At 73.8% G+C, this 23,711-nt stretch carries 19 protein-coding genes; 8 read left to right on the forward strand and 11 right to left on the reverse strand.

Features of this window, described 5'->3' with window-relative positions:
- Window positions 1-127: 127 nt before the first annotated feature.
- Entirely contained in the window at window positions 128-622 is a 495-nt protein-coding gene (locus B4U46_RS20460) for a peptidylprolyl isomerase (protein WP_079429184.1), read from the forward strand.
- Between the two features lie 88 nt (window positions 623-710).
- Here the strand turns inward: B4U46_RS20460 and B4U46_RS20465 are convergent, their stop codons facing one another.
- Entirely contained in the window at window positions 711-1,226 is a 516-nt protein-coding gene (locus B4U46_RS20465; RefSeq protein ID WP_237293020.1) for a hypothetical protein, read from the reverse strand.
- 111 nt (window positions 1,227-1,337) lie between these two features.
- The gene (locus B4U46_RS20470; protein WP_079429185.1) at window positions 1,338-1,784 is read right to left on the reverse strand and encodes an SRPBCC domain-containing protein; all 447 of its coding nucleotides are present in this window, start codon (window positions 1,782-1,784) and stop codon (window positions 1,338-1,340) included.
- 267 nt (window positions 1,785-2,051) lie between these two features.
- Here B4U46_RS20470 and B4U46_RS20475 point away from each other — a divergent pair, with 267 nt between their 5' ends.
- Window positions 2,052-2,633 (forward strand): hypothetical protein, encoded by a 582-nt coding sequence (locus tag B4U46_RS20475; protein WP_079429186.1) that lies wholly within the window; start codon window positions 2,052-2,054, stop codon window positions 2,631-2,633.
- Here B4U46_RS20475 and B4U46_RS20480 read toward each other — a convergent pair whose 3' ends face one another.
- From B4U46_RS20480 to B4U46_RS20490, 3 genes are all read right to left on the reverse strand, one after another.
- Window positions 2,634-3,410, reverse strand: a complete 777-nt coding sequence (locus B4U46_RS20480) for an enoyl-CoA hydratase/isomerase family protein (RefSeq protein ID WP_079429187.1) — start codon at window positions 3,408-3,410, stop codon at window positions 2,634-2,636.
- Window positions 3,407-3,865 (reverse strand): Zn-ribbon domain-containing OB-fold protein, encoded by a 459-nt coding sequence (locus B4U46_RS20485; RefSeq protein WP_079429188.1) that lies wholly within the window; start codon window positions 3,863-3,865, stop codon window positions 3,407-3,409. Before B4U46_RS20485 ends, B4U46_RS20480 begins: the two co-directional genes overlap by 4 nt.
- Before the next feature lie 80 nt (window positions 3,866-3,945).
- The gene (locus tag B4U46_RS20490; RefSeq protein ID WP_079429189.1) at window positions 3,946-5,097 is read right to left on the reverse strand and encodes a lipid-transfer protein; all 1,152 of its coding nucleotides are present in this window, start codon (window positions 5,095-5,097) and stop codon (window positions 3,946-3,948) included.
- Between the two features lie 98 nt (window positions 5,098-5,195).
- Here B4U46_RS20490 and B4U46_RS20495 point away from each other — a divergent pair, with 98 nt between their 5' ends.
- Window positions 5,196-7,082, forward strand: coding sequence for a FadD3 family acyl-CoA ligase (locus B4U46_RS20495; RefSeq protein WP_237293021.1), 1,887 nt, complete (start codon window positions 5,196-5,198; stop codon window positions 7,080-7,082).
- 60 nt (window positions 7,083-7,142) lie between these two features.
- Here B4U46_RS20495 and B4U46_RS20500 read toward each other — a convergent pair whose 3' ends face one another.
- Window positions 7,143-7,862 (reverse strand): hypothetical protein, encoded by a 720-nt coding sequence (locus tag B4U46_RS20500; RefSeq protein ID WP_159402105.1) that lies wholly within the window; start codon window positions 7,860-7,862, stop codon window positions 7,143-7,145.
- Between the two features lie 400 nt (window positions 7,863-8,262).
- Window positions 8,263-10,749: an IPT/TIG domain-containing protein gene (locus tag B4U46_RS20505; protein ID WP_159402106.1), complete on the reverse strand. Its 2,487-nt coding sequence runs from the start codon at window positions 10,747-10,749 to the stop codon at window positions 8,263-8,265.
- Window positions 10,750-11,403: 654 nt separating this feature from the next.
- On the opposite strand from B4U46_RS20505, the gene B4U46_RS39900 reads away from it, so the two are divergent.
- A complete protein-coding gene (locus B4U46_RS39900) occupies window positions 11,404-13,347 on the forward strand; it encodes a sialidase family protein (RefSeq protein ID WP_079429191.1) in 1,944 nt (647 codons plus the stop codon).
- Window positions 13,348-13,358: 11 nt separating this feature from the next.
- On the opposite strand, the gene B4U46_RS20515 is transcribed toward B4U46_RS39900, so the two are convergent.
- From B4U46_RS20515 to B4U46_RS20525, 3 genes are all read right to left on the reverse strand, one after another.
- Window positions 13,359-14,081 (reverse strand): class I SAM-dependent DNA methyltransferase, encoded by a 723-nt coding sequence (locus B4U46_RS20515; protein ID WP_079429192.1) that lies wholly within the window; start codon window positions 14,079-14,081, stop codon window positions 13,359-13,361.
- A 434-nt stretch (window positions 14,082-14,515) separates the two neighbouring features.
- Window positions 14,516-14,722, reverse strand: coding sequence for a hypothetical protein (locus B4U46_RS20520; RefSeq protein ID WP_079429193.1), 207 nt, complete (start codon window positions 14,720-14,722; stop codon window positions 14,516-14,518).
- A 198-nt stretch (window positions 14,723-14,920) separates the two neighbouring features.
- Window positions 14,921-17,857 carry an AfsR/SARP family transcriptional regulator gene (locus B4U46_RS20525; RefSeq protein ID WP_079429194.1) on the reverse strand — a complete coding sequence of 979 codons (2,937 nt, stop codon included), beginning with the start codon at window positions 17,855-17,857 and terminating at the stop codon, window positions 14,921-14,923.
- Between the two features lie 492 nt (window positions 17,858-18,349).
- Between B4U46_RS20525 and B4U46_RS20530 the strand changes: the two genes are divergently transcribed.
- Entirely contained in the window at window positions 18,350-19,570 is a 1,221-nt protein-coding gene (locus B4U46_RS20530) for an amidohydrolase family protein (RefSeq protein WP_079429195.1), read from the forward strand.
- A gap of 92 nt (window positions 19,571-19,662) precedes the next feature.
- Here the strand turns inward: B4U46_RS20530 and B4U46_RS20535 are convergent, their stop codons facing one another.
- Window positions 19,663-20,757 (reverse strand): alpha/beta fold hydrolase, encoded by a 1,095-nt coding sequence (locus B4U46_RS20535; protein ID WP_079429196.1) that lies wholly within the window; start codon window positions 20,755-20,757, stop codon window positions 19,663-19,665.
- A 198-nt stretch (window positions 20,758-20,955) separates the two neighbouring features.
- Here B4U46_RS20535 and B4U46_RS20540 point away from each other — a divergent pair, with 198 nt between their 5' ends.
- The 3 genes from B4U46_RS20540 to B4U46_RS20550 all read left to right on the forward strand — a co-directional run bounded on the left by B4U46_RS20540 (window position 20,956) and on the right by B4U46_RS20550 (window position 23,711).
- Complete coding sequence (locus B4U46_RS20540) at window positions 20,956-21,810, forward strand: trypsin-like serine peptidase (RefSeq protein WP_237293022.1); 855 nt, start codon at window positions 20,956-20,958, stop codon at window positions 21,808-21,810.
- 521 nt (window positions 21,811-22,331) lie between these two features.
- The gene (locus tag B4U46_RS20545) at window positions 22,332-23,063 is read left to right on the forward strand and encodes a hypothetical protein (RefSeq protein WP_079429198.1); all 732 of its coding nucleotides are present in this window, start codon (window positions 22,332-22,334) and stop codon (window positions 23,061-23,063) included.
- 9 nt (window positions 23,064-23,072) lie between these two features.
- Window positions 23,073-23,711: a DUF6434 domain-containing protein gene (locus B4U46_RS20550; RefSeq protein WP_079429199.1), complete on the forward strand. Its 639-nt coding sequence runs from the start codon at window positions 23,073-23,075 to the stop codon at window positions 23,709-23,711.

The raw sequence follows: 23,711 nt of genomic DNA on the forward strand, positions 1-23,711 counted from the left end.
AGGCGCTCTCGACAAGTGCCGCAGGCATATGTATTTGGTTCACCTGAACGAGCTATGGGCGGTCCGGCGGCGTGCTTCGGGGCCCCTCCGGGTCGCGTTCCGCACCGGGAGTGACAGGATGGGACCCATGAGCAACGTCTACTTCGACATCAACATCGACGGCCAGCCGGCCGGCCGCATCGTCTTCAACCTCTTCGACGACGTCGTCCCGAAGACCGCCCAGAACTTCCGCGAGCTCGCCACCGGCCAGCACGGCTTCGGCTACGCGGGTTCCCCGTTCCACCGCGTCATCCCGCAGTTCATGCTCCAGGGTGGTGACTTCACCCGCCAGAACGGCACCGGCGGCAAGAGCATCTTCGGTGAGAAGTTCGCCGACGAGAACTTCAACCTGAAGCACGACCGCCCGTACCTGCTGTCGATGGCGAACGCCGGCCGCAACACCAACGGCTCGCAGTTCTTCATCACCACCGTCGTCACCCCGTGGCTCGACGGCAAGCACGTCGTCTTCGGCGAGGTCGTCGAGGGCCAGGACGTGGTCGACGCCATCGAGAAGCTCGGCTCCCCCTCCGGCGCCACCCGCGCCAAGATCGAGGTCGCGGCCTCCGGCGTCGTCGACGCCTGATCCCCACCCCGCGCAGGTCGGCCCCGCCCCCCTCAGGGGAGCGGGGCCGCCGCCGTTCGGGGCCTCCGGGGCCGGCTGCGTCCGGCCGCTACGGCCGGTCGCCCGGTCCCCACGGCTCGTGCTCCCCGGCCGGCGGGCGGGCCGGGGGGTCGAGGTCCAGGTAGCGGTCGCGGCCGTGGGGCCGGCGGCGGCGTCCGCGCATGACCGCCGCCGCCAGGAGCAGCAGCGCGCCCGCGCCGAAGGCGGAGGCGAGCCCGTCGCCGATGCCCTGCCCGTCGGCGCCGACCGACAGGCCCCCGGCCGCCTGGCCCTGGCGGACCATCCACAGCACCGCCACCCCCAGCACCACCACCCCCGCCAGCGCCATGAGCGGCCGCGAACGCCGCAGGACCGCGAGCAGCACGAGCAGCGCGGCGAAGAGCATCGGCAGCAGCAGCGAGCCCAGCAGCGCGGGCACGTCCGTGGTGACGCCGGAGCCGGAGAACAGCTCCTCGATGCGGTAGTCGCGGCCGGGGCGGCCGTCGTACCAGGCCCGGAACGGGCTCCAGACGGCGGCGACGGCGCCGATCAGACCCATGAGCGAGCCGATTGCGTTGCGGATCATGCCCGGCCCTCCGGGGTAGCGGTCATGATCCCGACGCTAGCCCGGGGCCCTGGGCGGCGCACGCCGGTCGTGGCGTCCGGAGGCGGGGCCGGCGGGCCCGGGGTGCGCGCGTCAGGAGGTGGCGCGGGCGGCTTCGACGCGCCGGCGAAGGGCCTCGTTCATCGTCGCGAAGTTGCGGGCCGTGCCCTCCAGCAGCTTGCCGAGGAAGGGGACCAGCAGCCCCCGGAACCGTTCGCCGTGCTCCAGCCGGGTGGTGCGGCCCGGGCCCTCGGAGAGCCGGAAGAAGTGCTCGCCGTCGAAGAGGCCCCGGACGAGGAGGCGGCCCACCCAGCGGAGCTCGGCCGCGGGCACGCAGACCCGTACGGTCGGGTGGAAGGTGGTGGGCTTCCCGGACTCCGCGTACATGGTCAGCCGCAGCCGCTCGCCGGGCGCGACCTCGCCGCCGGCCTGCCGGATGAAGGGGTTCCACACGCAGTAGCGCGGCAGGTCGGTCAGGACCGCCCAGACCTCTTCCGGGGTCGCGTCGATGGTGATCTCGGTGGTGATGTTGCGTCGCATTTCGCCGTGTTCCTCGTGGTGACGTGGTACTCGCCGAAGGGACGCGGGGTGTGCGGCTGCCGCCGGGTTCGGTGCTGGGATGCAACCACGGATCGGGCGGTCCGAGACCCGGGGAGGGCAGGTCTTCGCTGGTGGCGAAGAGAGCGGAGGGGAGCCTTCCGGGTGTGCGGTGGTGAATGCCGACACGTCGGGCGTCCCCTGCCGGGGTGCGGCCCGGGCCCCCTGGTAGCGTGACGGCGTTTTGTCTCAGGGGGAGGGACGTGAACCATGCTGTCCGGACAGGTACGCAGGGTCAGATTCGGCGCGGTGCTCGTGGCGGTGGTGCTGTCGCTCACCGGGTTCTCCACGGGCGGGGGCCACGGCAAGAGCGACGGCGGCGGGGGCGGCTGCTCCAGCTCCAAGAGCAAGAGCAAGAGCAGGACCACGAAGACGAGCCAGGGCACCGGCACCGGCACCCGCACCGACAGCGGCCCGGCCGCTACCGCCTCGCCCACCGCGAGCACCGGGCCCGCCACCGCCTACGTGGTGTCCTGCATCGACGCCGGCACGGCCCGCCCCTCCAGCACCATCGAGGTCACCTCGCGGCTCGACCGCACCGCCACCTTCTCCGTGACCCTGCGGCGCGAGGGCGTCGGCGCGGGCCTCATCGAGACGTCCACGGTCCTGGTCACCCTGGAACCGCGCCGGACCGCCAGGGAGGTCGTCCCCCTGCGGGCCGAGGACCGGGCGGAGGACGTCAAGGACTGCCGGATCACGGGGATCACCACCGCGCCCGCCACCGTGTCCCCGAGCCCCACGCCGACGTCGCCCACGCCCACGCCCACGTCCGCCGCCGCCCGCAAGCCCTGATCAGCGCAGCCGGAACTCCGACCCCGGCCGGCGCCCCGCGAACAGCTCCGCCTGGCGCTCCGGCGGGAGGTTCCCCAGCGCGATCAGGGCCGGGGCCTGGGCGAGGGACTGCTGCAGCGCGGCCTGCTTCGCCGACCACAGTGCCCGCACGGTGCCCTGGACGCCCTCCGTCGGGAACGCGGCCAGGGTCCGCGCCGACCGCAGCGCCGCCGCGAGCAGTTCCGCGGGCTCGGCCAGCTCCGAAACCAGGCCGATCTCGTACGCCCGGCGCGCGGAGAGCCGTTCCGCCGTGCCCATCAGCGACATCCGGGCGACCTCGCCGAAGGGCATCCGCTGCGCCATGTAGACGGCCTCGTAGGCGCTGACCATCCCGTACGAGGTGTGCGGGTCGAAGTAGGTGGCGGTGGTGGCCGACACGATGAACTCCGCCTCGCCCAGCAGGTAGAAGGCCCCGCCGCAGGCCATGCCGTTGACGGCGGCCACCACCGGCTTCCACAGGTCGTTCGCCTTCGGCCCGATGGCGACGAGGGGGTCGTCGGCCGAGTACGGGGAGGCCGGCTGCGGCACCTGCGCCGAGCGGTCGATGCCGGTGCAGAACGCGGCCGTGCCCGCACCCGTCACCACCACCGCCCGCACCTCCTCGTCGAAGCGGAACTCCCGCCACACCGCCGCCAGTTCGGCCGCCGTGTCGAGGTCGACGGCGTTGTGCCGGTGCTCCCGGTCCAGGGTGACGACCGCGACCCCGGCCTCCTTGTCCCGCTCGACCCGCAGCGTCATGACTTCCCCGGGATCCAGCGCGGCACGGTCATCCCGCCCGTCTCGGTGAACACCACCTGCACCTGCGCCCCGATCCGCAGCCGGGACGGGTCCACCGAGTCGAGCGGGGCGTCCGCAGAGGCGACCAGGTTCCCCGCCAGCCGGATGTGCGGGGCGTCCGAGAGCTCGACCAGGATGACGTTGTACGGCGCCTGCGCCGCGTAGGCCGGCAGCAGTGGGGGGTGCGGCAGGACGTAGGACCAGATCCGGCCCCGCCCGCTCATCAGGCGCCACTCCGACTCGAAGGACCCGCAGTGCGGGCAGCAGGGCCGGGGCGGGAAGCGCAGCCGGCCGCAGGAGGTGCAGGCCTGGACGCGGAGCTCGCCGCGGGCGGCGTACTCCCAGAAGGGGGCGCCGTCCTCGTCGGGGACGGGGAGCAGGAGCTGGAGTTCGTCGGCGCCGGGGGCGGTGGTCATCGTGCGGCTCCTAGGGGAGGGGCTCGGGGCGGGCGCGCGGCTCGGGCGCGTGGCTCGGGGGCGCGGCTCGGGCGGGCGGCTCAGGCGCGCAGCAGGATCGCGGACGTGGGGACGCCCTCACCGGCCGTCACCAGGCAGGTCGCGGCGTCCGGCACCTGGGCGGTGGAGGTGCCGCGGAGCTGCTTGACGCCCTCGTTGATCAGGTTGAACCCGTGCACGTAGGCCTCGCTCAGGCCGCCGCCCCCGGTGTTGATGGGGAGCCGGCCGCCGATCTCCAGCGCCCCGCCCTCGGTGAAGGCGGCGCCCTCGCCGCGCCCGCAGAAGCCGTAGCCCTCCAGGGAGAGCGGGATCAGCGGGGTGAAGGCGTCGTAGATCTGGGCGACGTCCACGTCGGCGGGCCCGAAGTCGGCCTGCTTCCACAGGTGCCGGGCGGCGGTCCAGGCGGGCCCGGACAGCGGGTCGTCGTTCCAGTAGTTGACCATCCCGTGGTGCTGGGAGGGCAGGCCCTGGGCGGCGGAGTGCACGTAGACGGGCTTGTGCCGGCAGTCGCGGGCCCGCTCGGCGGAGACGACCACGCAGGCCAGGGCCCCGTCGGTCTCCAGGCAGTTGTCGAAGAGGCAGAGCGGGTCGCTGATCATGCGGGAGGTCATGTACATCTCGCGGGTCAGCGGGCGTTCGTACATCATCGCGGCGGGGTTCTCGTTGGCGCGGTTGCGGCAGGCCATGGCGACGTTGAAGAGGTGGTCGCGGGTGGCGCCGTACTCGTGCATGTAGCGGCGGGCCAGCATGCCGATCTCGTCGGCGGGCCGCAGCAGCCCGAAGGGGCGGGTCCACTGGCCGGGGGTGGGCAGCTGGACGGCGGTGTTCTTCCAGGGGCGCGGGCCGGAGCCGCGCTTGCGGGAGCGCCAGGCGACGCCGACGGTGGCCTGGCCGGTGGCTATGGCGGCGGCGAGGTGGCCGACGGTGGCGCAGGAGCCGCCGCCGCCGTAGCCGACCTTGGAGAAGAAGGTGACGTCGCCGGCGCCGATGGCCTTGGCGACCTCGACCTCGTCGGTCTCCTCCATCGTGTAGGAGGCGAAGGCGTCGACCTCGCCGGGGGCGATGCCCGCGTCGGCGAGCGCGGCGAGGATCGCCCGGCAGGCCAGTTCCTTCTCCGAGGCGGGTAGCCGCTTGGCAAAGGGGGTCTGGCCGATGCCGACGATTGCCGTAGCGTCCTTGAGCGTTGCCGCCATCGCCACCTCCGGGGTGCGTCGGTACTGCTGACAGCCGCGAAGGCTACAGCTAATCTGACGGATAGTCAGCTACCGGGATCCGGCGGAGGGGGCGGTCGATGGACCGAGGCGGCGACCACGAACACACCGGCACGAACGGCTCCGCACCCCCGGCCGGCGTGACCGCGGCCGGCGTGACCGCGGCTGGTGCGACCGGGGGCGGTGCGACCGGGGGCGGTGTGCCCCCGGCCGACGAGGCCCCGGCCGGTGTGGCCGGTGGCGACGGGCTCGCCCGCGGCGTGCGCCCCGACGGGGAGGGGGGCGCCGGCGAGGCGGCCGCCGGCGGGTTCGCCGGCGGGTTCGCCGGTGGGGGCCCGGGCTCCGGTGGGGGCGGTCCCGCCGATCCGCGCGGCGACCTGCGCTGGGGAACCGTCGCCGCCCTCGTGCGGGACGCCGCCCGCCGCCACGCCCGCCGCGAGGCCGTCGTCGACGGCCGTACCCGCCTCGACTACGCCCAGCTCGGCGAACGCGTCGAACGGGCCGCCGCCGCCTGCCTCGCCGCCGGCCTCGAACCCGGCGACCGGGTCGCCGTCTGGGCCCCCAACACCGTCGACTGGATCGTCTCCGCCCTCGGCGCCGTCACCGCCGGCGCGGTCCTCGTCCCCCTCAACACCCGCTTCAAGGGCGCCGAGGCCGCCTACGTCCTCCGGCGCAGCCGCGCCCGCCTGCTGTTCGTCACCGGCACCTTCCTCGGCACCTCCTACGTGGCCTCACTGCGCCGCGCCGCCGCCGAAGGCACCGGCAGCGGGCCGCTGCCCGGCCTGCCCCACCTCGAACAGGTCGTCGTCCTCGCCGACGACGCCCCCGCCGACTTCCGCACCTGGAAGGACTTCCTCGCCGCAGGCGACGACGTGCCGGCCGCCGCCGTCCGCGCCCGCGCCGACGCGATAGCCCCCGACGCCCCCTCCGACATCATCTTCACCTCCGGCACCACCGGCAGCCCCAAGGGCGCCGTCATCACCCACGCCCAGACCCTGCGCTGCTACGCCGTCTGGAGCGAGCTCGCCGGACTGCGCGAGGGCGACCGCTACCTCATCGTGAACCCCTTCTTCCACACCTTCGGCTACAAGGCCGGGATCATCGCCTGCCTGATGCGCGGGGCCACGATGGTCCCCCAGCCCGTCTTCAACGTGGACACCGTCCTCGCCAACATCGCCGCCGAGCGGATCTCCGTCCTCCCCGGCCCGCCCACCCTCCACCAGTCCCTCCTGGACCACCCCCAGCGCGACCACCACGACCTCTCCGCCCTGCGGCTGGTCGTCACCGGGGCCGCCGTCGTCCCCCTCCAGCTCGTCGAACGGCTCCGCGCCGAACTCCGCATCGCCACCGTCCTCACCGCCTACGGCCTCTCCGAGGCGGCCGGCATCGTCACCATGTGCCGCCGCGGCGACCCGGCCGAGGTCATCGCCGCCACCTCCGGCCGCGCCATCCCCGGCACCGAGCTGCGCATCACCGGCCCCGACGGCACCGCCCAGGACCCGGGCACCCCCGGCGAGGTCTGGGTCCGCGGCCACCACGTGATGCGCGGCTACTTCGAGGACCCCGAAGGCACCGCCCGCACCCTCACCCCCGAGGGCTGGCTGCGCACCGGCGACGTCGGCGTCCTCGACGGCGGCGGCAACCTGCGCATCACCGACCGGATCAAGGACATGTTCATCGTCGGCGGCTTCAACGCCTACCCCGCCGAGATCGAGCAACTCCTCGGGCTCCACCCGGACATCGCCGACGTCGCCGTCGTCGGCATCCCCGACCCCCGGCTCGGCGAGGTCGGCAAGGCCTATGCCGTCCGCCGCCCCGGCTCCACCCTCACCGCCGACGACCTGATCGCCTGGTCGCGCCGCGAGATGGCCAACTACAAGGTGCCGCGCGAGGTGGAGTTCGTCCCCGACCTGCCGCGCAACGCGAGCGGCAAGGTACTCAAGACGGAACTCCGCGCCCGCCGCTGACCCCCGGACGGCCACGACGTCCCCGGCCCGCCCCCGGACACCGCCCCGCGCCGGCGTACGTCAAGCGACCGCCCGCAGGCCGGCCGTGCGCGGGGCGGCGGCGCCCGCGTACGCCAGGTCGGCGCGGGCGGCGCACTCGTGGGCCGCCAGGTCGCGGCCCAGCGGGGACAGGGCCGCGGCGAACAGGAGGGCGCCCAGCGGGATCAGGTCCAGGCTGACGGCCATCACCGCCGTGCCCAGCAGCACCGCCACCGGACGCCACACCCCGGTCCGGCGCTGCACGGCCAGCTGCGTCACGAGCCACAGCAGGCCCACGTAGAACAGCATCGACCCCACCGAGTAGACGACCGGCTCCACACCCGGCCGGCCCTGGACCTCCTCGAACAGCCGGTCCATGCCCGCCCGGTCGGTGGCCTGGAAGCCGACCACCAGGTCGATGCCCGCCTGCGCCACGGCCGCCACCGCCCCCGCCAGCCCGAGCCCGGTCGCCACACCGGCGCCCGCCCGGCCCGCGCGTCCGGCGGGTACCGCCAGGCGCCGCAGCCCGAGGAACACCGCGCCGAACAGCACCAGCCCGGCCGCCAGGAAGACGTGCCCGACGGTCCAGGCGGGACCCGGCCCGTGGCCCGGGTCGGCCAGCCGGACCACTCCGTACACCAGCACGCACAGCGGCGCGAAGACGAAAGCCGCCCGGACGAACCCGGCCCACCGGGGCCCCCACGGCCGCCGGCCCCCGCCGGCCCGTCCCGAAATCCCGTACACAAAAGCTTCGTTGGTCATACCGCGATCCTCCCCGCCCCCCGCGCCGCCCCGGATCCGGCATCACCCCCACCCGAACCCCAACGTCACCCGGACACCACCCCCACCCGGACCCCACCCCACCGCCCACCCCGAGGCGATCCCGACGCGCCCCCGTGTCGTGCGCAGGGTGGATGTCAGCGGGATACGCAGGGTTATGACAGTGGGATCGCAGAGTCCGTGTCAGTAGGCGGCGAGGTCTCCGAGGGCGTGGTGCTGGCCGGCGTCGGTGGGGTCGATGTGTGAGCGGGCGTGCCCATCTCTGATCACAGGCGTGGGTGGGGAGCCGTCGTCAACGGTGGCGCGCAAGCTGCCCTGACGTGCACCGGCCCGGCCCCGAGACCGGGGCCGGGCCGGTGCGCTCCGACGAGAGCTGTGGGTGTCAGCGCAGGGTGAACGGTGCCACGTGTGTCGTGGTGTCAGCTCCGCTGATGGTGAACTGCAGGGTGTAGCTGCCGTCCGCCAGCCCCCGGGTGGGGAGGTTGACGATGTAGCCGCGAAGTTGCGCGTCATACCGGAAAGGGGTCGTGAACGGCACGGTGGTGGGACCGACGATTTGGCTGGGTGTGAGGGTGATGCCAGGGCTGGACAGGTTGGCGCCGTTGACGTCGCAAATCCGGAGCCTGATCGGGACCGTGCTGTTCCCGCCGCGGATCGGCCGGTTCGGGTCGTAGAGCAGGCAGATCCGGTACGCGACGGTGTACGTGACGCTCTTGGTGGCCGGGTTGGCGGCGACGTCCGTGGCGTTCACGGTGAAGGTGTGCGAGCCGAACGTCGAGGTGTCGATCTGGCTGCCGTTCGGGACTGTACCGACGCAGCTCGCCACACCAGAGGTGGCGTCCGCGCACGCGTAGGACGCCGTGACCGACTGTTGGAACAGGTATGTGGCGGCCGTCGGGCGCACGATGTTGATCGTCGGCGCCGCGGTGTCCAGGCGCACCGTGATCGTCTGGGGCGCGGACGTGTTCCCGGCGTTGTCGGTGGCGGTGAAGGTCACCGTCGTCACGCCGTCCACCGTGATCGGCACGGCGGCGCTCGCGCCGGGCACGTCGGTGGATGCGACCGGCTGGGCGCCGCTCGCGCTGTAGGTGATCTTCTGGATGCCGGAGCCGCAGGATCCGTCACTACCACTGATGTCGACCGTCGCCGGGCTGCTGTTGTTCCAGCCGGCGCCGTTCGGCGACGGCGAGACGCTCGCGGAGGCCGTCGGCGGGGACGTGTCCGCGTCGTATGTGAACCTACCGGCGGCGGTGACCGGGCTGGTGCCGTTGGCGTTGGTCACCGTGACGTCCACCGTGCCCCGCGCCTGCGGGGGCACGTCCGCGGTCAATTCCTCGGGCCCGGTCACGTGCGCGAACGGGGCCTCCACCGAGCCGAACCTGACGGTGGCGCCGCTCGTGGGGAATTCCGTACCGCGCACGGTCACGGTGTTCACGCATTGGGCGAGTTCGGGCGCGTGGTTCGGGGTGACGCTCGTGACGGTCGGCGGGGACAGCGTGACACGGTCCATCGCGGTGCCCCAGTCACCGCCGAAGATCCCGGTGTTGGCGATGGCGCCGATCTGCTGGACGGTCCAGACGTCCTTGGGATTGCTGGGGTCGCGGGCGGTGCCGGAGTAGTCGCCCCAGCGCAGGTCGGTGCCGCAGTTGCACGAGTAGGCCTGGGTGCCTGCTGCGTAGAAGTCGCCGAAGGTCCTGGCGGGGAAGTTGCCGCCCGGGACGGCGATTGCCACTCCGGTGGGGAACCTGCTGGGTGAGGAAGCGGTGAATCCGGAGAACAGGTCGTCCTCGTCGTTCAGGGCCACCGAACCGTAGTAGAGGTATCCACCCACGAGGCCGAGGTTGATGTTGGTCGCGAGGGTCTGGGTCGCGCCGGTCGCGACCTGGACGTAGCGGAGGCAGGAGCGGTCCCCGGTGTCGCCGGTGGGAGTGCACTGGACGTTGAAGACGCCCCAAAGGTGGTTGTTCTGCCACGCGACCGAGAGCATCCGGTCGTCGTTCGTCGCGACGGTGGCGTCGCCCCCGGGTGGCTGAGCCGCGCATCCCCTGTCGCCGCCGCACTTCGGCGGCGGGGCCGTGCTTCCGATGGCGATGGTGTTCTCGGTCTGGGTGACTGTGCTGACGCCAGGCACGCCGGTGAACGTGTGCACCACCACGTTGGTGGGGTCACGCGGGTCGTGCTCCATCGCGAGCTGGTCGTTGATCCCCGACAGCGAGGTGGCCGGGACGATCTGGAACCTGCCGGTGTCCTGGCCGAACGTCGTGAAGCTGACCGTGCCTCGGGCCAGCAGGTCGGCCTTGTTGGCGACCACGGTCACCGCGCCCAGGTACGAATCCGGATCCGTCTCGGGTTTTGTGAGGTCGTAGTTGTTCCAGCTCAGTGTGACCTTGTCGTTGCTGTAGCCGAGCTTCGGCTGGTCCTGCCGGATGTTGGAGGTGTTGCTCCCGGCGATGTAAACGCTCCAGTGCCCGCGAGGGTCGGAGCTGTCGCTGACCGCGACGTCGTTTTCGTCGCCGCCAGCCAGGACTCCCTCGTACGCGGCGAAGAAACGACCGGACCCCGCGTCGTAATGCACCCGCGGATCCCCGCCCGTGCCCGCCGCGAAGCCGAAGAAGGCACCCAGGTCGAAGGGCGCACCGACGGCGTTGCCGGCCTTGTCGTAGACCTGGCCCGAGCGGTTCACGAACTGCACGATGTAGGTGGGGCCGACTGCAAGCTGAGTGTCAGACGGAGGGACGGAGTCCACGTTACCGAGCGTGCTGAAGGTCTTCAGCTGCTGGATGACGGCCGTGGACGGCGCCGCCTTCGGGGATGCGCCGGTCTTCGGCGTCAGGGTCGCGGTGGTGACCGGCAGAGTCGGCTGCCTCATCGGTCCCACCGGCGCCGGGCCCTTCGGAGGGGCGAGGTAGGGCTGCCCCTGCGGCTCGGGGAGGCGCTTCGGCCGGGGCAGAGTGCGCACGTCCACGCGCTGCTTCACCTTGACCCTCGACAGCTTCCCCTCACCGTCCGCCCGCGACGGGCTGCCGGCCGTGGGGGGAACGCCGGGACGCGGCTCGGCCGCCGCCCCGCCGGCGGGTGCCGTCACCGTGAGCGTCACAGCAAGTGTGAGGAGCAGGGCGCGCGGCCAGCCGCGTACGGCGCGCATCACACATCGGTTCACTCGGAGAGGTCGTCTCGACGACACAAGATCCCCCCTTCAGCCCTGGCCCAAAGTGCGGTCCCGCCAGCGGATCGGCAGCGGGCGGTCGTTGTCCTGCAGTAGCCGGTGATCACGGGTGTTTGTCTAGCGCAAGGACCACGGTGCCGGTTCCCGCTCGTAGTGCGGCGTGCCGACGCGTCCCCCTCACGGACCATGCCGGGCTGAGCACCGGACAGGCAGGACATCAGCCGCTTCGCGCCACCAGGTCACACTTCGCGCGCTACGGCACAGCACTGACGGAACCCAGCGCCGCACTGACATCTACTCTGCGCACGACACCCCGGCCGGCCCTGCCCTCGCCGGCGGGCGGGTTAGCCTGCACGGGTGAACGTGCACCGAGCAGTCGTCCGATTCCGTCGGTCCGCCCGGGCGCGGGCCTGGGCTGCCGGCGGGGCGGTCGCCGCCCTGGCGGCCGTCGCCGTGACCGCCCTGCTGCCCGGACCGCCCGCCGCACCCGACGACGACTCCCCGGCGGACGGCCCCGGGCACAAACCCGGACTGACCGCCGCCGTCTCGGCCCCCTTCAACGCGTTCACCGAGGGCTACGACTGCTACCGCACCCCCACCCTCACCACCACCAAGGACGGCACCCTCCTGGCCATCGCCGAAGCCCGCACCACCGGCTGCGGCGACATCGGCGACATCGACCTCGTCCTCAAGCGCTCCACCGACGAGGGCCGCACCTGGGGCCCCCTGCAGATCATCCGCGGCGCCGGCGACCCCGGCGCCTACGGCAACCCGGCCCCCGTCGTCGATGCCGCCTCCGGCCGCATCTCCCTCCTCTACGCCTACAGCACCTGGACCACCGACCCCGACGACAACCGCGTCCGCGGCCCCCGCGAACTGCGCCTGGCCCACAGCACCGACGACGGCGCCGACTGGACCACCGACCCCGAACCGCAGCCCCAGCTCAAGGGCGCCGACTGGTCCTGGGTCTCCGTCGGCCCCGGCCACGGAGTCCAGCTCACCCCCACCCGCGCCGACCAGCCCGGCCGCCTCGTCGTCAGCGCCGACTACCGCACCGAATCCGGCGAATCCGGCGCCCAGCTCCTCTACAGCGACGACGGCGGCCTCAGCTGGAAGCCCGGCGCCCGGTGGGGCGCCCCCGAAGGCCGCCCCGCCCCCAACGAGCCCGCCCTCACCCAGCTCCCCGACGGCCGGATCTACGTCAACGCCCGCTCCACCGCCACCTGCGGCACCGCCGACCACCGCATGTCCGCCGTCATCGACGACGCCTCAGCGCCCGAGTTCCCCGCGCCCGGCTTCGTCCCCGTCGCCGGCCTCCCCGCCCCGCCCGCCTCCGGATCCGTACTCCAGCTCCCCGGCGGCCCGCTGCTGCTGTCGGCCCCCAGCCGCCCCGGCGCCGAATCCGCCGACCGCTGGACCCTCGCCGTCCGCACCTCCCGGGACGAGGGCCGCACCTGGTCCACGGACGGCGCCGTCGTGCTGCGCGAACGCGCCGGCTACTCCGACATGACGGCACTGCCCGGCGGCCGCGTCGGCCTGCTCTACGAGACCGCCAACGGCACCCCGCACGGCTACATCAAGTTCACCGCCTTCGGCCCCCAAGAGCTCCGGGCCGCCGCCGAGGACCTCACCCCCCGCCGCACCACCGACACCACCCCCTACGGCAACCACGCCGTCGTCCACGGCGCCCCGCGCCTCGGCAACCGGCCCGGCGGCGGCAAAGCCATGCGCTTCGACGGCAAGGACGACTTCCTCCGCCTGATCGACTGCCCCGACGAACTGCGCGTTGGCGCGGACGACTTCGCGGTCGCCACCTGGGTCAAGTACAAGACCCGTGGCCAGGACAAGGAGAGCGGCGTCCGCCAGCCCCTCTTCTGGGCCTACGGCCAGGGCCCCGCAGCCCCCCAGATCCGCATCGAGGCCGACCCCGCCACCGGCCGCCTCGAAGGCACCGTCAACTCCGGAACCGGCCCCGTGGCGGTGACCTCCCGCTCCCGCACCGACGACGACACCTGGCACCACGTCGTCCTCCAGCGCAGCGCCGGCCGTCTCGAACTCTCCGTGGACGGCGCCCCACCCGCCACCGCCCCCACCGGCCCCGCGGGCGACCTCCGCCCCACCGGCCCCTTCACCATCCACCTCGGCACCCAGCCCGACTACAAGGCTTTCTACGCCGGAGCCCTGGACGACGTCCGCCTCTACGGCCGCGCCCTGTCCCGCAACGACATGGCCCGCCTCCGCGACGGCAACGACGTCACCGACCAGGAACGCGTCCACCTCCCCTTCGACCGCATCTGGTGACGCCCCTGCTCCTAGGGCTTGCGCGCCAGCAGCAGACGCCACCTCGGGCTGCCGTCCTCGCGGTGGCCGAAGGGGGAGAGCGGGACCGTCTCCACGGTGAAGCCGGCCGCCTCCAGGTCCGTGCGGACCGGGCCGAACGGGAAGGTGCGGTAGTACATGACGAAGGGCGGCCGCCACACCGCGTTGCGGACCCGCATCACCGAGTCGAAGCCGGCCACCATCCACCACAGGGGCGAGGTCACCGGGACCGGGGCGCCGACCGGGAAGGCGAACACCCCGCCGGGGCGCAGGGCACGGTGGACCCCGCCGAAGAGGGCGGGGCGCTCGGCCGGGAGGAAGTGGCCGAAGGCGCCGAAGCTGACGGCGAGGTCGTACGAGTTCCAGAGCCGCTCGGGCAGGGCCAGCGCGTCGGCCCGTACGAGGTCCACGCCCTCGGGGTGGGCCCGGGCGGCCTCCGCCAGCATCCCGGCGCTGAGGTCGACCCCGGTGACCCGGTCCCGGCAGAGGCGGCGCAGCATTCCCAGGCCGGCGCCGGTGCCGCAGCAGAGGTCCAGGCCGGACCCGAAGCCGCCCTCCTGCTGGGCCAGGGCCTCCTCGACGGCGTCGAGCATCCGGTCCGGGGTGCGGAACGGCGTCCGATCGAACTTGGGCGCGAGCAGGTCGTAGCCCCGCTCGACGGAGGAGAGGGCCTGGACGGCCAGTTCGCGCAGGCTCGGGCCGTGGGTGGTGAACACGGGTTCAGCGTAGTGCCGGACACGCGGGTACGCGGCGGCCGCGGTGGTCCCCCTCCGGCCACCGCGGCCACCGCTCCCCCGTACGTTCCGTACGTTCCCCCGTGCGGGCTCGCCCGGATTCCCCCGAATCCCCCGTGGGCTCGCCCGCCCGTTCCCCCGTACGCCGTGCTCCTTGCCGGTGGCGCATCCCCCCGGGTGCAGCCCCCGTCGTGCATCCCCCGTTGTGCATCCCGCGTGGTGCAGCCCCCCCGTGATGCGGCCGCGCGGGCGCTTCCCCCGTGGCGCTTCCCCCGTGGTGCTTCCCCCGTGGTTCCCCCGTACGTCCTCGGGCGGTCCCCCCGTACGTCCCCCGTACGACCGCCCAAAGTCCCCCGTACGTCTCCCCCGTGGGTCCCCCGTCCCCCTACGTCCGTCCTGCCGTGGTCCCCGGTCCCTTACGGGCGGGGGCCGGACGCGTGGTTGTCCATCGACACGATGTCGAGGTCCGAGGCGTGGTTGTCCAGCGGCTTCTCGCCGGGCTTGGCCACGGCCGGCGGTTCGGCCGGCGGGGCGTCCAACGGGTTGACGTCGGCGCCCGAGGCGTGGTTGTCGAGCGGTCTGATGTCGCCGTCGAGCGGCAGGATGTTCTCGTTCGTCGCCATCGACTCTCTCCTGATCTCGTGTGGTGCCCGGTGGTTGTCGGGCCCGTTCGGCGATTCCCCCGTGGACCGCCGAACGGGTTGTCCTCCATCCGGCCCGGGTGCCCCCCGACGCCCCGGGTCGTTGCACTCATCCTGCCGCGCGGCGATAAACGAACGATGAACGCGGTCGTCCATCGAGCAGGACTCCAGGTCAGACGCTCAGGCGGCCAGTTCGGACGCCAGCAGGGCCTGTACTTCGGCCAGTTCCGCCGAACCGAGTTGCAGGAACACCGCCTCCGCGTCCCGCCAGCAGGCGCGCGCCCGGTCGGGCTGGCCGAGCCGCCGCAGCGCCTTGCCGAGGACCGTCAGGACCGTCGCCCGGCGCCACTCCCCGCCGATGCCGCGCAGCGCGATGGCCTGTTCGGCGTGCTTGGCGGCCAGGGCGGGCCGCTGGGCGGCCAGGTGGGCCTCGGCGAGCCGGAAGTGCGTCACGCCCTCCCACAGCGGCTGCCGGTTGTCGTGGAACAGCGACAGGGCCTCGCCGAGCTGGTCCAGTGCCTCCGCGAGCCGCCCGGCCTGGGTGAGCGCGATGCCCAGGGCGTAGCGGCCGTTGGCCAGGCGCAGGGTCAGGCCCATCCGGTCGTATATGGCGATGCCCTGCTGGGCGAGGTCGATGGCGCTGGACATCCGGCCCAGGACCACGTGGATGCGGGAGAGGTTGCACAGGGCGCTGGCCTCGCCGATGAAGTTGCCGTCGGCCCGGAAGTTCTCGATGGCCTCCAGCAGGAAGCGTTCGCCGTCCTCGTGCCGCTTCTGGTAGAGGGCGATGATCCCGCGGTCGTTGGGCGCCCAGCAGCTGGGCAGCGGGTCGCCGGCCAGGCGGGCCAGCTCCATGGCCTGGCGGGCCTGTTCGTCGGCCTCCGCGAAGCGGCCCACGAAGAGGTGGACCATGGTGAGGGTGGTCCGTGCGCGGCCCTCGGTGCGCGGGTCCTGTGCGGCGCGGGCGGCCTCGCACACGGTCAGCGCCGCCGACTCGTACTGCTTGGAGTTGGCGCCGGACTCGGAGAGGTCCTTGGCCGCCCACAGCAGGTCCACGGCCCGGCGCAGTGCCTGTGGCCGTCCGGCGGACTGGCGCACGCAGGCCAGCAGCGGGTCGGCCTCGGCGAACAGCCAGTCCAGGGCGGCGCGGGGTTCGGTGAGGACGAGGCCGGGGTGGCGGGTCTCGGAGAGGTGGGCGGGCAGCCGGTCGCCGGGCCGCTCCAGGGCGTACACGCGGGAGGCGGTGGCGAGGTAGAAGTCGAGGAGCCGGTCGAGGGCGGCCTCGCGCCCGCCGTCGGGCCGCTCGTCGCGTTCGGCGCACGCACGCGCGTAGAGGCGTACGAGGTCGTGGAAGCGGTAGCGGCCGGGGGCGGCGGATTCCAGCAGGGAGCAGTCGACTAAGGCCTCCAGGAGGTCCTCGGTGTCGTGCTCGGGCAGGTCGAGGGCGGCGGCCGCGGCGGGCAGGGAGATGTCGGGGCCGTCGGCGAGGCCCAGGAGGCGGAAGGCGCGCTGCTGGGCGGGTTCCAGCTGGCCGTAGCCGAGCTCGAAGGTGGCCTTGACGGCGAGGTCGCCGGACTGGAGTTCATCGAGGCGGCGGCGTTCGTCGGCGAGTTTGGCGGCGAGGACGGAGACGGTCCAGGTGCGGCGGGCGGCGAGCCGGGAGGCGGCGATGCGGATGGCCAGCGGCAGGAACCCGCAGGCGCCGACGACGTCGAGGGCGGCCTGGCGTTCGGCGCCGACGCGTTCGGCGCCGACGATGCGGGTGAACAGCTGCAGGGCCTCCTCGGGGCTCATCACGTCGAGGTCGACGAGATGGGCGCCGGCGAGGCCCGACATCCGGACCCGGCTGGTGACGAGGGCCGCGCAGCCCGCGGTGCCCGGCAGGAGCGGGCGGACCTGGGCGGCGTCGCGGGCGTTGTCGAGGAGGACCAGGACGCGGCGGCCGTCGAGGGTGGAGCGGTAGAGGGCGGCCCGGTCGGCGGCGGAGTCGGGTATGGCGCTGTCGGGGGTGCCCAGGGCCCGCAGGAAGGAGCCGAGGACGGCTTCGGGGAGGGCGGGGCGCGGTTCGGTGCCCTGGAGGTCCACGTAGAGCTGGCCGTCGGGGAAGTGCGGGCGGGCGGCGTGCGCGACGTGCACGGCGAGGGTGGTCTTGCCGACGCCGCCGATGCCGGCCAGTGCGGAGACGGCCATGACCTGCCCGTCGCCGCCGGAGAGGATGTCGCCGAGTTCGCTGACGAAGGGGGCCCGGCCGGTGAAGTCGGGCACGGTGGCGGGTAGTTGGGCGGGTCGTACGGGTGCGGGGGCGGCGGCCGGGGCGGGGTCCTCGGTGCGGGCCAGTTCGGCGTCCGCGTTGAGGATGCGCTGCTGGAGGGCGGAGAGCTCGGGCCGCGGGTCCACGCCGAGTTCGTCGGCGAGGAGCCGGCGGGTGTCGGCGTACACGGCAAGGGCCTCGGCCTGGCGGCCGCTGCGGTAGAGGGCGAGCATCAGGAGCTCGCGCAGCCGCTCGCGCAGCGGGTGGGCGGCGGTGAGGGCGGTGAGCTCGGAGACGGCCTCGGCGTGCTGGCCGACCTCCAGGTCGAGGTCGAGGCGGGTCTCCAGCAGCTGGAAGCGCCATTCGGTGAGCCGGGTGCGCTCGGTCTCGGCGTGCGGTCCGGGGACCCCGGCGAGGGGTTCGCCGTCCCACAGGTCCAGGGCGCGGGCCAGCAGCGTACGGGCGAGGGCGCGGTCCCCGGCGGTGCGGGCCTGCTCGGCGTCGGAGGCGAGGCCGCGGGCGATGCCGAGGTCGAGGGACTCCTGGTGGCGCAGCCGGATGGCGTAGCCGCCGGCGTCGCTGACGAGCAGCCCGGGGTCGAGGATCTTGCGGAGCCGGGAGGCGTAGGTGCGGATGGTGGCGAGGGCCTGCTGCGGGGGGTCCTCGCCCCAGATGGCGTCGATCAGCTCGGGCGCGGTGGCGGTGCGGCCGTCGCGCAGGAGCAGTGCGGCGAGGAGGGCGCGCTGCTGGGGGCTGCCGGAGGGCAGGGCCTGGCTGCCGCGCCAGGCCCGGATGGGCCCGAGCACGGCGAAGCGGTTGTCCCCGGCGGCCGGTGCGGCGGCGGCCGCGGCGGCGGTTCCGGTCATCGGGGTGGTTGCGGCGGCTCGGGGCGCTGCGGTCGGCGCGGTGGTTCCGGTGGTTCCGGTGGCTCCGGTCGGGGCGGCCGCTGCGGTCGCTCGGGCCGCTGCGGTTCCGGTCGCCCGGGCCGCTGCGGTTGTTCGAGTGGCTCCTGCGGTTCCTGTGGCACCTACGGCTCCTGCGGTTCCTGTGGCACCTGCGGCTCCGGCTTTTGCCGCGGATCCGGGTGTTCCGGCCGCGCGGGACCCGCCGGGCGCACCGGGGGCCGCGGTCGTGCCGGGCGCGCCGGCCGTGCCGGGACCGTCGGAGACGCGCGGCTGGTGCGGGATGGCCGGTCCGCCGTCCATCTGTCCTCCCCCTGCCTTCCGTCGGTTCAAGGGCAAGTCTGCCTTGTGTTGAACGTACGCGTCAGCCCGCGGCGGAGCCATCCGCTCCTGGCCGGGGAACGACTGGCGTCCGAATAGCTGACGGTTCGTCAGATCAGCGCTACCGTAAGGGGTATGGAGACCTTCCCGAAGATCATCTCGGTGGACGACCACACGGTCGAACCCCCTCACGTCTGGCGGGACCGGCTCCCGTCCAGATATCGCGACACCGGACCCCGGATCGTCCGCGCCCCCCTGAAGGAAATGACCTTCCTCGGCGGCAAGTTCGCCCCCGTCATGGGCGCGAAGGGCGACGAGGGCCCCGTGGGCGACTGGTGGGTGTACGAGGATCTGCACCGGCCGCTCACCCGCCTCGACACCGCCGTCGGGTACGACCGTGACGAGATCAAACTGGAAGTCATCACCTACGAGCAGATGCGCCCGGGCTCCTTCTCGGTTCCCGAGCGCCTTGCCGACATGGACGTCAACCACGTCCAGTCCGCCCTCTGCTTCCCCACCTTCCCCCGCTTCTGCGGCCAGACCTTCACCGAGGCCAAGGACCGCGAACTCGGCCTCCTGGGCGTCCGCGCGTACAACGACTGGATGGTGGAGGAGTGGTGCGGGCCCCAGGCCCGGGGGCGCCTCATCCCCCTGACCCTCATCCCGCTGTGGGACGCGCAGCTCGCCGCCGAGGAGGTGCGCCGCAACGCCGCGCGGGGGGTGCGCGCCGTCGCGTTCTCCGAGATACCGCCGCACCTGGGGCTCCCGTCCGTCCACACCGACGCGTGGGACCCCTTCCTCCAGGCCTGCGACGAGACCGGCACGGTCATCGCCATGCACATCGGTTCCTCCTCGCGCATGCCGTCCACCTCCGCCGACGCCCCGCCGGCCGTCGGCTCCACCATCACCTTCGCCAACTGCTGCTTCTCGATGGTCGACTGGCTGATGAGCGGCAAGTTCGAGCGCTTCCCCAACCTGAAGATCATGTACGCCGAGGGCCAGATCGGCTGGATCCCCTACATCCTGGAGCGCGCCAACGTGGTCTGGGAGGAGAACCGCGGCTGGGGCGGGGTCGCCGACAAGGTCCACCGGCCGCCGTCCGAGCTCTTCGCCGAGCACGTCTTCGGCTGCTTCTTCGACGACGCGTTCGGCCTGAAGAACCTCGACTCCATCGGCGTCGGCAACGTCCTCTACGAGACGGACTACCCGCACTCGGACTCCACCTGGCCCAAGTCGCGGGAGGTCGGCGAGGCCCAGATGGGCCACCTGGACCCCGAGGTGGTCGACCGCATCGTGCGCGGCAACGCCATCGACCTGCTGGGGCTCACCCCGGAGGGGCTCTGGGCGGGGGCCTGAGACGGCGGCAGGGGGGTGGGGAGCCCGGCCGCACCGGCGCCCCACCCCCCCTGCGGCTTCGGCGTCCGGCCCCGCCGGGCCCTCGCGCCTGCTCAGACGCCGGCGGTCGGCACGCGTCCGCCCGTCACCACCGGGCGGACGTGCGTCAGCAGCAGTTCCAGGAAGCGGTCCGGGCGGCGCAGTGCCGCGAAGTGGCTCGCGTCCTCGATCAGCGCGAAGGCCTTCACCGGTGCCTCCACCGCGTCGAAGTAGGCCCGGGCGCGGGCCGCCGGGGTGATCACGTCCAGGGCGCCCTGGAAGACGAAGAACGGCACCTCGAAGCGGGTCCCCTCGGCCCAGTCGTCGAAGCCGTGCGTGCCCGCCGTGACGGGCTGCGAGAAGCCCTGTCCCTTGAAGTAGGCGGCGATCCGGCCGGGGGAGTACAGCGGCGAGAGCCACATGGAGCCGAGGATCACCTTCTTCACGGTGTCGAGGGTGAGCGGGTCGCTGCCGGCGCACCGCTTGTCGTACGAGGACCGCTGCGCCGGGGTCCAGCGGCGCGGGTCCGGTCCCATCGCCTCGATCTCCGCCGCGTCCTTCTTCTTCCCGGCCGCCCGCAGCCGCTCCAGCGTGGCGTCGTAGGCGGAGGTGTCCCGCCCGGGCTCCAGGACGTTCTGGTCGGTGCCGACGTACGCCGAGAACAGCTCGGGGTGGCTGCGGGCCAGCCGGAGCCCGAACACGGTGCCGAAGGAGCTCGGCAGCAGCACCACCCGGTCGACGCCGAGGCGCTCCCGGACGTGGTGGACGACCTCCAGCGCGTCCGCGTACAGCCGCTCGAAGGACGGCTCGCCGCCCTGGCCCGAGGGGCCGCCGTGGGCGAAGGTCAGCCCGCTGCCGCGCATGTCCCAGCGGACCAGCGTGAAGTGCTCCTCCCAGGCCCGGGTGCGGGCCCCGTAGGGAGAGTTGGCCGCGCCGGGGCCGCCGTGGAGCTCCAGCAGCACCGGGTTGGCGCGGTCCTCGCCGCGCACCGAGATCCACTGGTCGATCCCGCCGATGCGGACGAAGCCCTGCTCGTCGATGCCGTTCGGCGTGTCGATGCGCATCAGGCGGGCGTTCGCGGACCGGCGTACGGCGCGGTGGGTGAAGAGGCCGGCGGCGGGAGCGGCGAGCGCGGCGGCGGTGACGGCGGTGGTGATGATCCCGAGCATTACTGTTTCCCCCAGACGCTGTTTTGCTGACGAGGGGGAGACTACGGCAACGGCGCGGTTTGTAAAGGGGTTTGACGCGTCGGGGCCCGGCCGGCCCCAAGGGCCGCGATCCCGCCATCCCAGCGGCGCGCGAGGGCCGGACCTTGCACCCCGGGCCGTTGCCGGGGCATGCTTCGCCAGGGCAAAGCGGGAGGGATCATGGCGGTGGACAAGCGGTCCGTGGTGACGGCGGTGCTGTGTGCCGTGGCGGCACTGGGCGCCTCGGCGGCGGTCGCCGAACTCGTCCCGCCGCCCGAGGCGACCGCCCCCGTGCACGCCAAGTCGGCCGCCGCGCCCTCCGGCTCACCGAACGCCTCTTCGCGCCCGCAAGCGTCGAAGCCACAGCTGGGCAAGCCCCGCCAGACCCCCGCCGCGCCCGCCGCGCCCAACCAGGCCAAGGCCGCCGCCTTCACCGGGGCCCTGTTCACCGGCAGCCTGGACGGCGACCACTTCTGCACCGCGACGGTGGTCCGCAGCCCCGGCAAGAACATGCTCGTCACCGCCGGGCACTGCCTCCTGGAAGGGCAGCAGTCCCGCGACGGGGGCGCCGTCTTCGCACCCGGGTACACGAACGGCGTCGCTCCGTACGGGGTCTGGAAGATAGAGCAGGTCTTCGAGGACAAGCGCTGGGCCGACGACACGGACGACGACTACGACCTCGCCTTCGCCCGCCTCGCCCCCGACGACAAGGGCCGCAACATCGAGGACCTCACCGGCGGCGCCGCCCTCGACACCAGCGGCCGCGCGGGCGAGGAGGTCACGGTGACGGGCTACCCCGCCGACCGCAAGGTCCCCCGCACCTGCACGGCGGTCTCCGTACGCACCAGCGAGCGCGAGCAGCGCTTCGACTGCGCCGACTTCCCGGGCGGAACCAGCGGCAGCGCCTGGCTCGGCCGCGACGGCAAGATCATCGGCATCCTGACGGGCGGCGACACGGACGACGTCTCCACGAGCACCATCCTCGGCGACTACGCCGCCCAGCTGTACGCAAAGGCCACCGCGCCCCAGCGGTGACGGGTCCGCGGGGCGGCGGGGTGCCGGGGGGCGGGGTAGCCGGGCGGTCCCGGCCGGCCTCCGGGCGGCCCCGGTGGGCCTCCGGGCGGCCCCGGCTGGTCCCGGGGCGTCCCCGTCGGCCCCAGAGCGTCCCGGGCGGTCCAGGCTGGTTCCGGGGCGTCCCGGGGCGTCCCGGGTGATGCCGCCAATTCCGGGGCGGTTCCGGCTGGTCCCGGCCGGCCTCCGGGCGGTCCCGGCTGGTCCCGGGGCGTCCCCGTCGGCCCCAGAGCGTCCCGGGCGGTCCCGGCTGGTCCCGGGGCGTCCCGGGTGATGCCGCCAATTCCGGGGCGGTTCCGGCTGGTCCCGGGCCGATCCCCGGGTGACCTCGGCCGCCCCCAGGCATCCCCGGCCGGCCCCGGCCGGCGCACCCGTCCTCCCTCGGGCGGGGGAGGGCGCCTCCCTCCCGGGCGCGATGTCCGGCGGGTGGTTTCCGGCCAGGATCGGGGGCGACCCGACCGCCGCTCCCGGAGGAGACCACCGCCATGCACCGCACGCTCCTGCTGCGCCTCGCCGCACCCCTCGCCCTCGCCGCCGCCCTCACCGCCACGGCCTGCCTCCCGGCCTCGGCGACGGAGGCGCCCCCGGCGACGGGGACGTCCTCGGTGGCGGAGGCGTACTCGGCCGTCCCCGCCGGACCGGGCGTGCCCGCCGGACTTGGCGCCCCCGTCGGCCAGGGCGTCCGCGTCGGGCTGGCCGTTTCCGCCGGCTCGGGCGTCCCCGCCGGACCGGCCGTCCCCGCAGTGGGTGGGATCAGCGGGTGGGCGCGGATGGCCTACGGCGACCCCCGCGACGACGTCCAGATCTCCGTCGACGCCCACGGCCTGTTCGCCCCGGCGGGTTCCCCCACCGCCACCCGCTCCTGGGGGGTCTTCCGCATCCAGCACTACTCGCCCGCCAAGGACGGTCAGCCCGCGAACTTCAACTGGGGGGACTTCGTCGTCGACTGCCTGAGGGTGGACGGCACGGAGGTGTCCGTGACGGGCCGGATCGTCGACGCCGGCCCGGCGTGGGAGCCGTTCCTGAACCGCAGGCCCCTGCCGGCCCGCATGGGCCTCAGCTTCCACGTCCCCGGCCCGGGCGGCCGGCCCGACGAGGCGCGCGTCGGCCTCACGCCCCCGGCCGAGGAGGGCACCCCGGACATCCCGAAGTGCTCGACCCGGCCCGCCGACTCGGCCCTGGCGGCGGGCGGCTACCGGCTCCGACCCGGGCTCTAGTATGGGAACGTGCATTCGAATCCCGACGCCGGGCCGGCGGCTCCGGGGCCTCCGGCCCCGGGGGAGCGCCCGCCCCTCACTCCCGCCCTCACCGGTGACGAACTCGCCCGCTGGTACTGGACGCTGGCCGAGCTGACCGACCTGGCCCGGCGGCTCGGCGTACCCCGCGGCGGCGGTAAGGCCGCGCTCGGGGAACGGCTGCGGGCCGTGCTCGACGGCAAGCCGCTCCCCACCGCCGCCGCCCGCCGGCCCGCGGCCGTCCGGCAGCTGTCCGCGCCGGTGGACGGGGACTCCGTCATCCCCGAGGGGCAGCGCTGCAGCCAGGTGCTGCGGGAGTACTTCCGGCGGGAGACCGGGCCGGGGTTCCACTTCGACGGGTACATGCGCGCCTACATCGCGGAGAACCCGGGCCGCACCCTGGCCGAAGCGGTCGCCCACTGGCACGCCACCCGGGCGGCGGCGGCCGGACCCCAGGAGATCGGCGCCCAGTTCGAGTTCAACCGCTTCCTGCGCGCCTGGCACGCGGACCATCCGGGCGGCACGAGGGACGAGGCCCTGGCGGCCTGGCACACCCACCGCTCCGCCCCGCGGAAACCGCCGGGGTCGGGCGGGTCCGCGGGGGCCATCGGCACCGCCCGTTCCGTCTGA

It is taken from the genome of Streptomyces katrae (assembly GCF_002028425.1).
Lineage (GTDB): Bacteria > Actinomycetota > Actinomycetes > Streptomycetales > Streptomycetaceae > Streptomyces > Streptomyces katrae_A.

Excerpts from the sequence above, each read along its gene's own strand:
- B4U46_RS20460 (WP_079429184.1), top strand. The coding sequence starts at position 128 with ATGAGCAACGTCTACTTCGACATCAACATCGACGGCCAGCCGGCCGGC.
- B4U46_RS20465 (WP_237293020.1), bottom strand. The coding sequence starts at position 1,226 with ATGATCCGCAACGCAATCGGCTCGCTCATGGGTCTGATCGGCGCCGTC.
- B4U46_RS20470 (WP_079429185.1), bottom strand. The coding sequence starts at position 1,784 with ATGCGACGCAACATCACCACCGAGATCACCATCGACGCGACCCCGGAA.
- B4U46_RS20475 (WP_079429186.1), top strand. The coding sequence starts at position 2,052 with ATGCTGTCCGGACAGGTACGCAGGGTCAGATTCGGCGCGGTGCTCGTG.
- B4U46_RS20480 (WP_079429187.1), bottom strand. The coding sequence starts at position 3,410 with ATGACGCTGCGGGTCGAGCGGGACAAGGAGGCCGGGGTCGCGGTCGTC.
- B4U46_RS20485 (WP_079429188.1), bottom strand. The coding sequence starts at position 3,865 with ATGACCACCGCCCCCGGCGCCGACGAACTCCAGCTCCTGCTCCCCGTC.
- B4U46_RS20490 (WP_079429189.1), bottom strand. The coding sequence starts at position 5,097 with ATGGCGGCAACGCTCAAGGACGCTACGGCAATCGTCGGCATCGGCCAG.
- B4U46_RS20495 (WP_237293021.1), top strand. The coding sequence starts at position 5,196 with ATGGACCGAGGCGGCGACCACGAACACACCGGCACGAACGGCTCCGCA.
- B4U46_RS20500 (WP_159402105.1), bottom strand. The coding sequence starts at position 7,862 with ATGACCAACGAAGCTTTTGTGTACGGGATTTCGGGACGGGCCGGCGGG.
- B4U46_RS20505 (WP_159402106.1), bottom strand. The coding sequence starts at position 10,749 with ATGAGGCAGCCGACTCTGCCGGTCACCACCGCGACCCTGACGCCGAAG.
- B4U46_RS20520 (WP_079429193.1), bottom strand. The coding sequence starts at position 14,722 with ATGGCGACGAACGAGAACATCCTGCCGCTCGACGGCGACATCAGACCG.
- B4U46_RS20525 (WP_079429194.1), bottom strand. The coding sequence starts at position 17,857 with ATGACCGGAACCGCCGCCGCGGCCGCCGCCGCACCGGCCGCCGGGGAC.
- B4U46_RS20530 (WP_079429195.1), top strand. The coding sequence starts at position 18,350 with ATGGAGACCTTCCCGAAGATCATCTCGGTGGACGACCACACGGTCGAA.
- B4U46_RS20535 (WP_079429196.1), bottom strand. The coding sequence starts at position 20,757 with ATGCTCGGGATCATCACCACCGCCGTCACCGCCGCCGCGCTCGCCGCT.
- B4U46_RS20540 (WP_237293022.1), top strand. The coding sequence starts at position 20,956 with ATGGCGGTGGACAAGCGGTCCGTGGTGACGGCGGTGCTGTGTGCCGTG.
- B4U46_RS20545 (WP_079429198.1), top strand. The coding sequence starts at position 22,332 with ATGCACCGCACGCTCCTGCTGCGCCTCGCCGCACCCCTCGCCCTCGCC.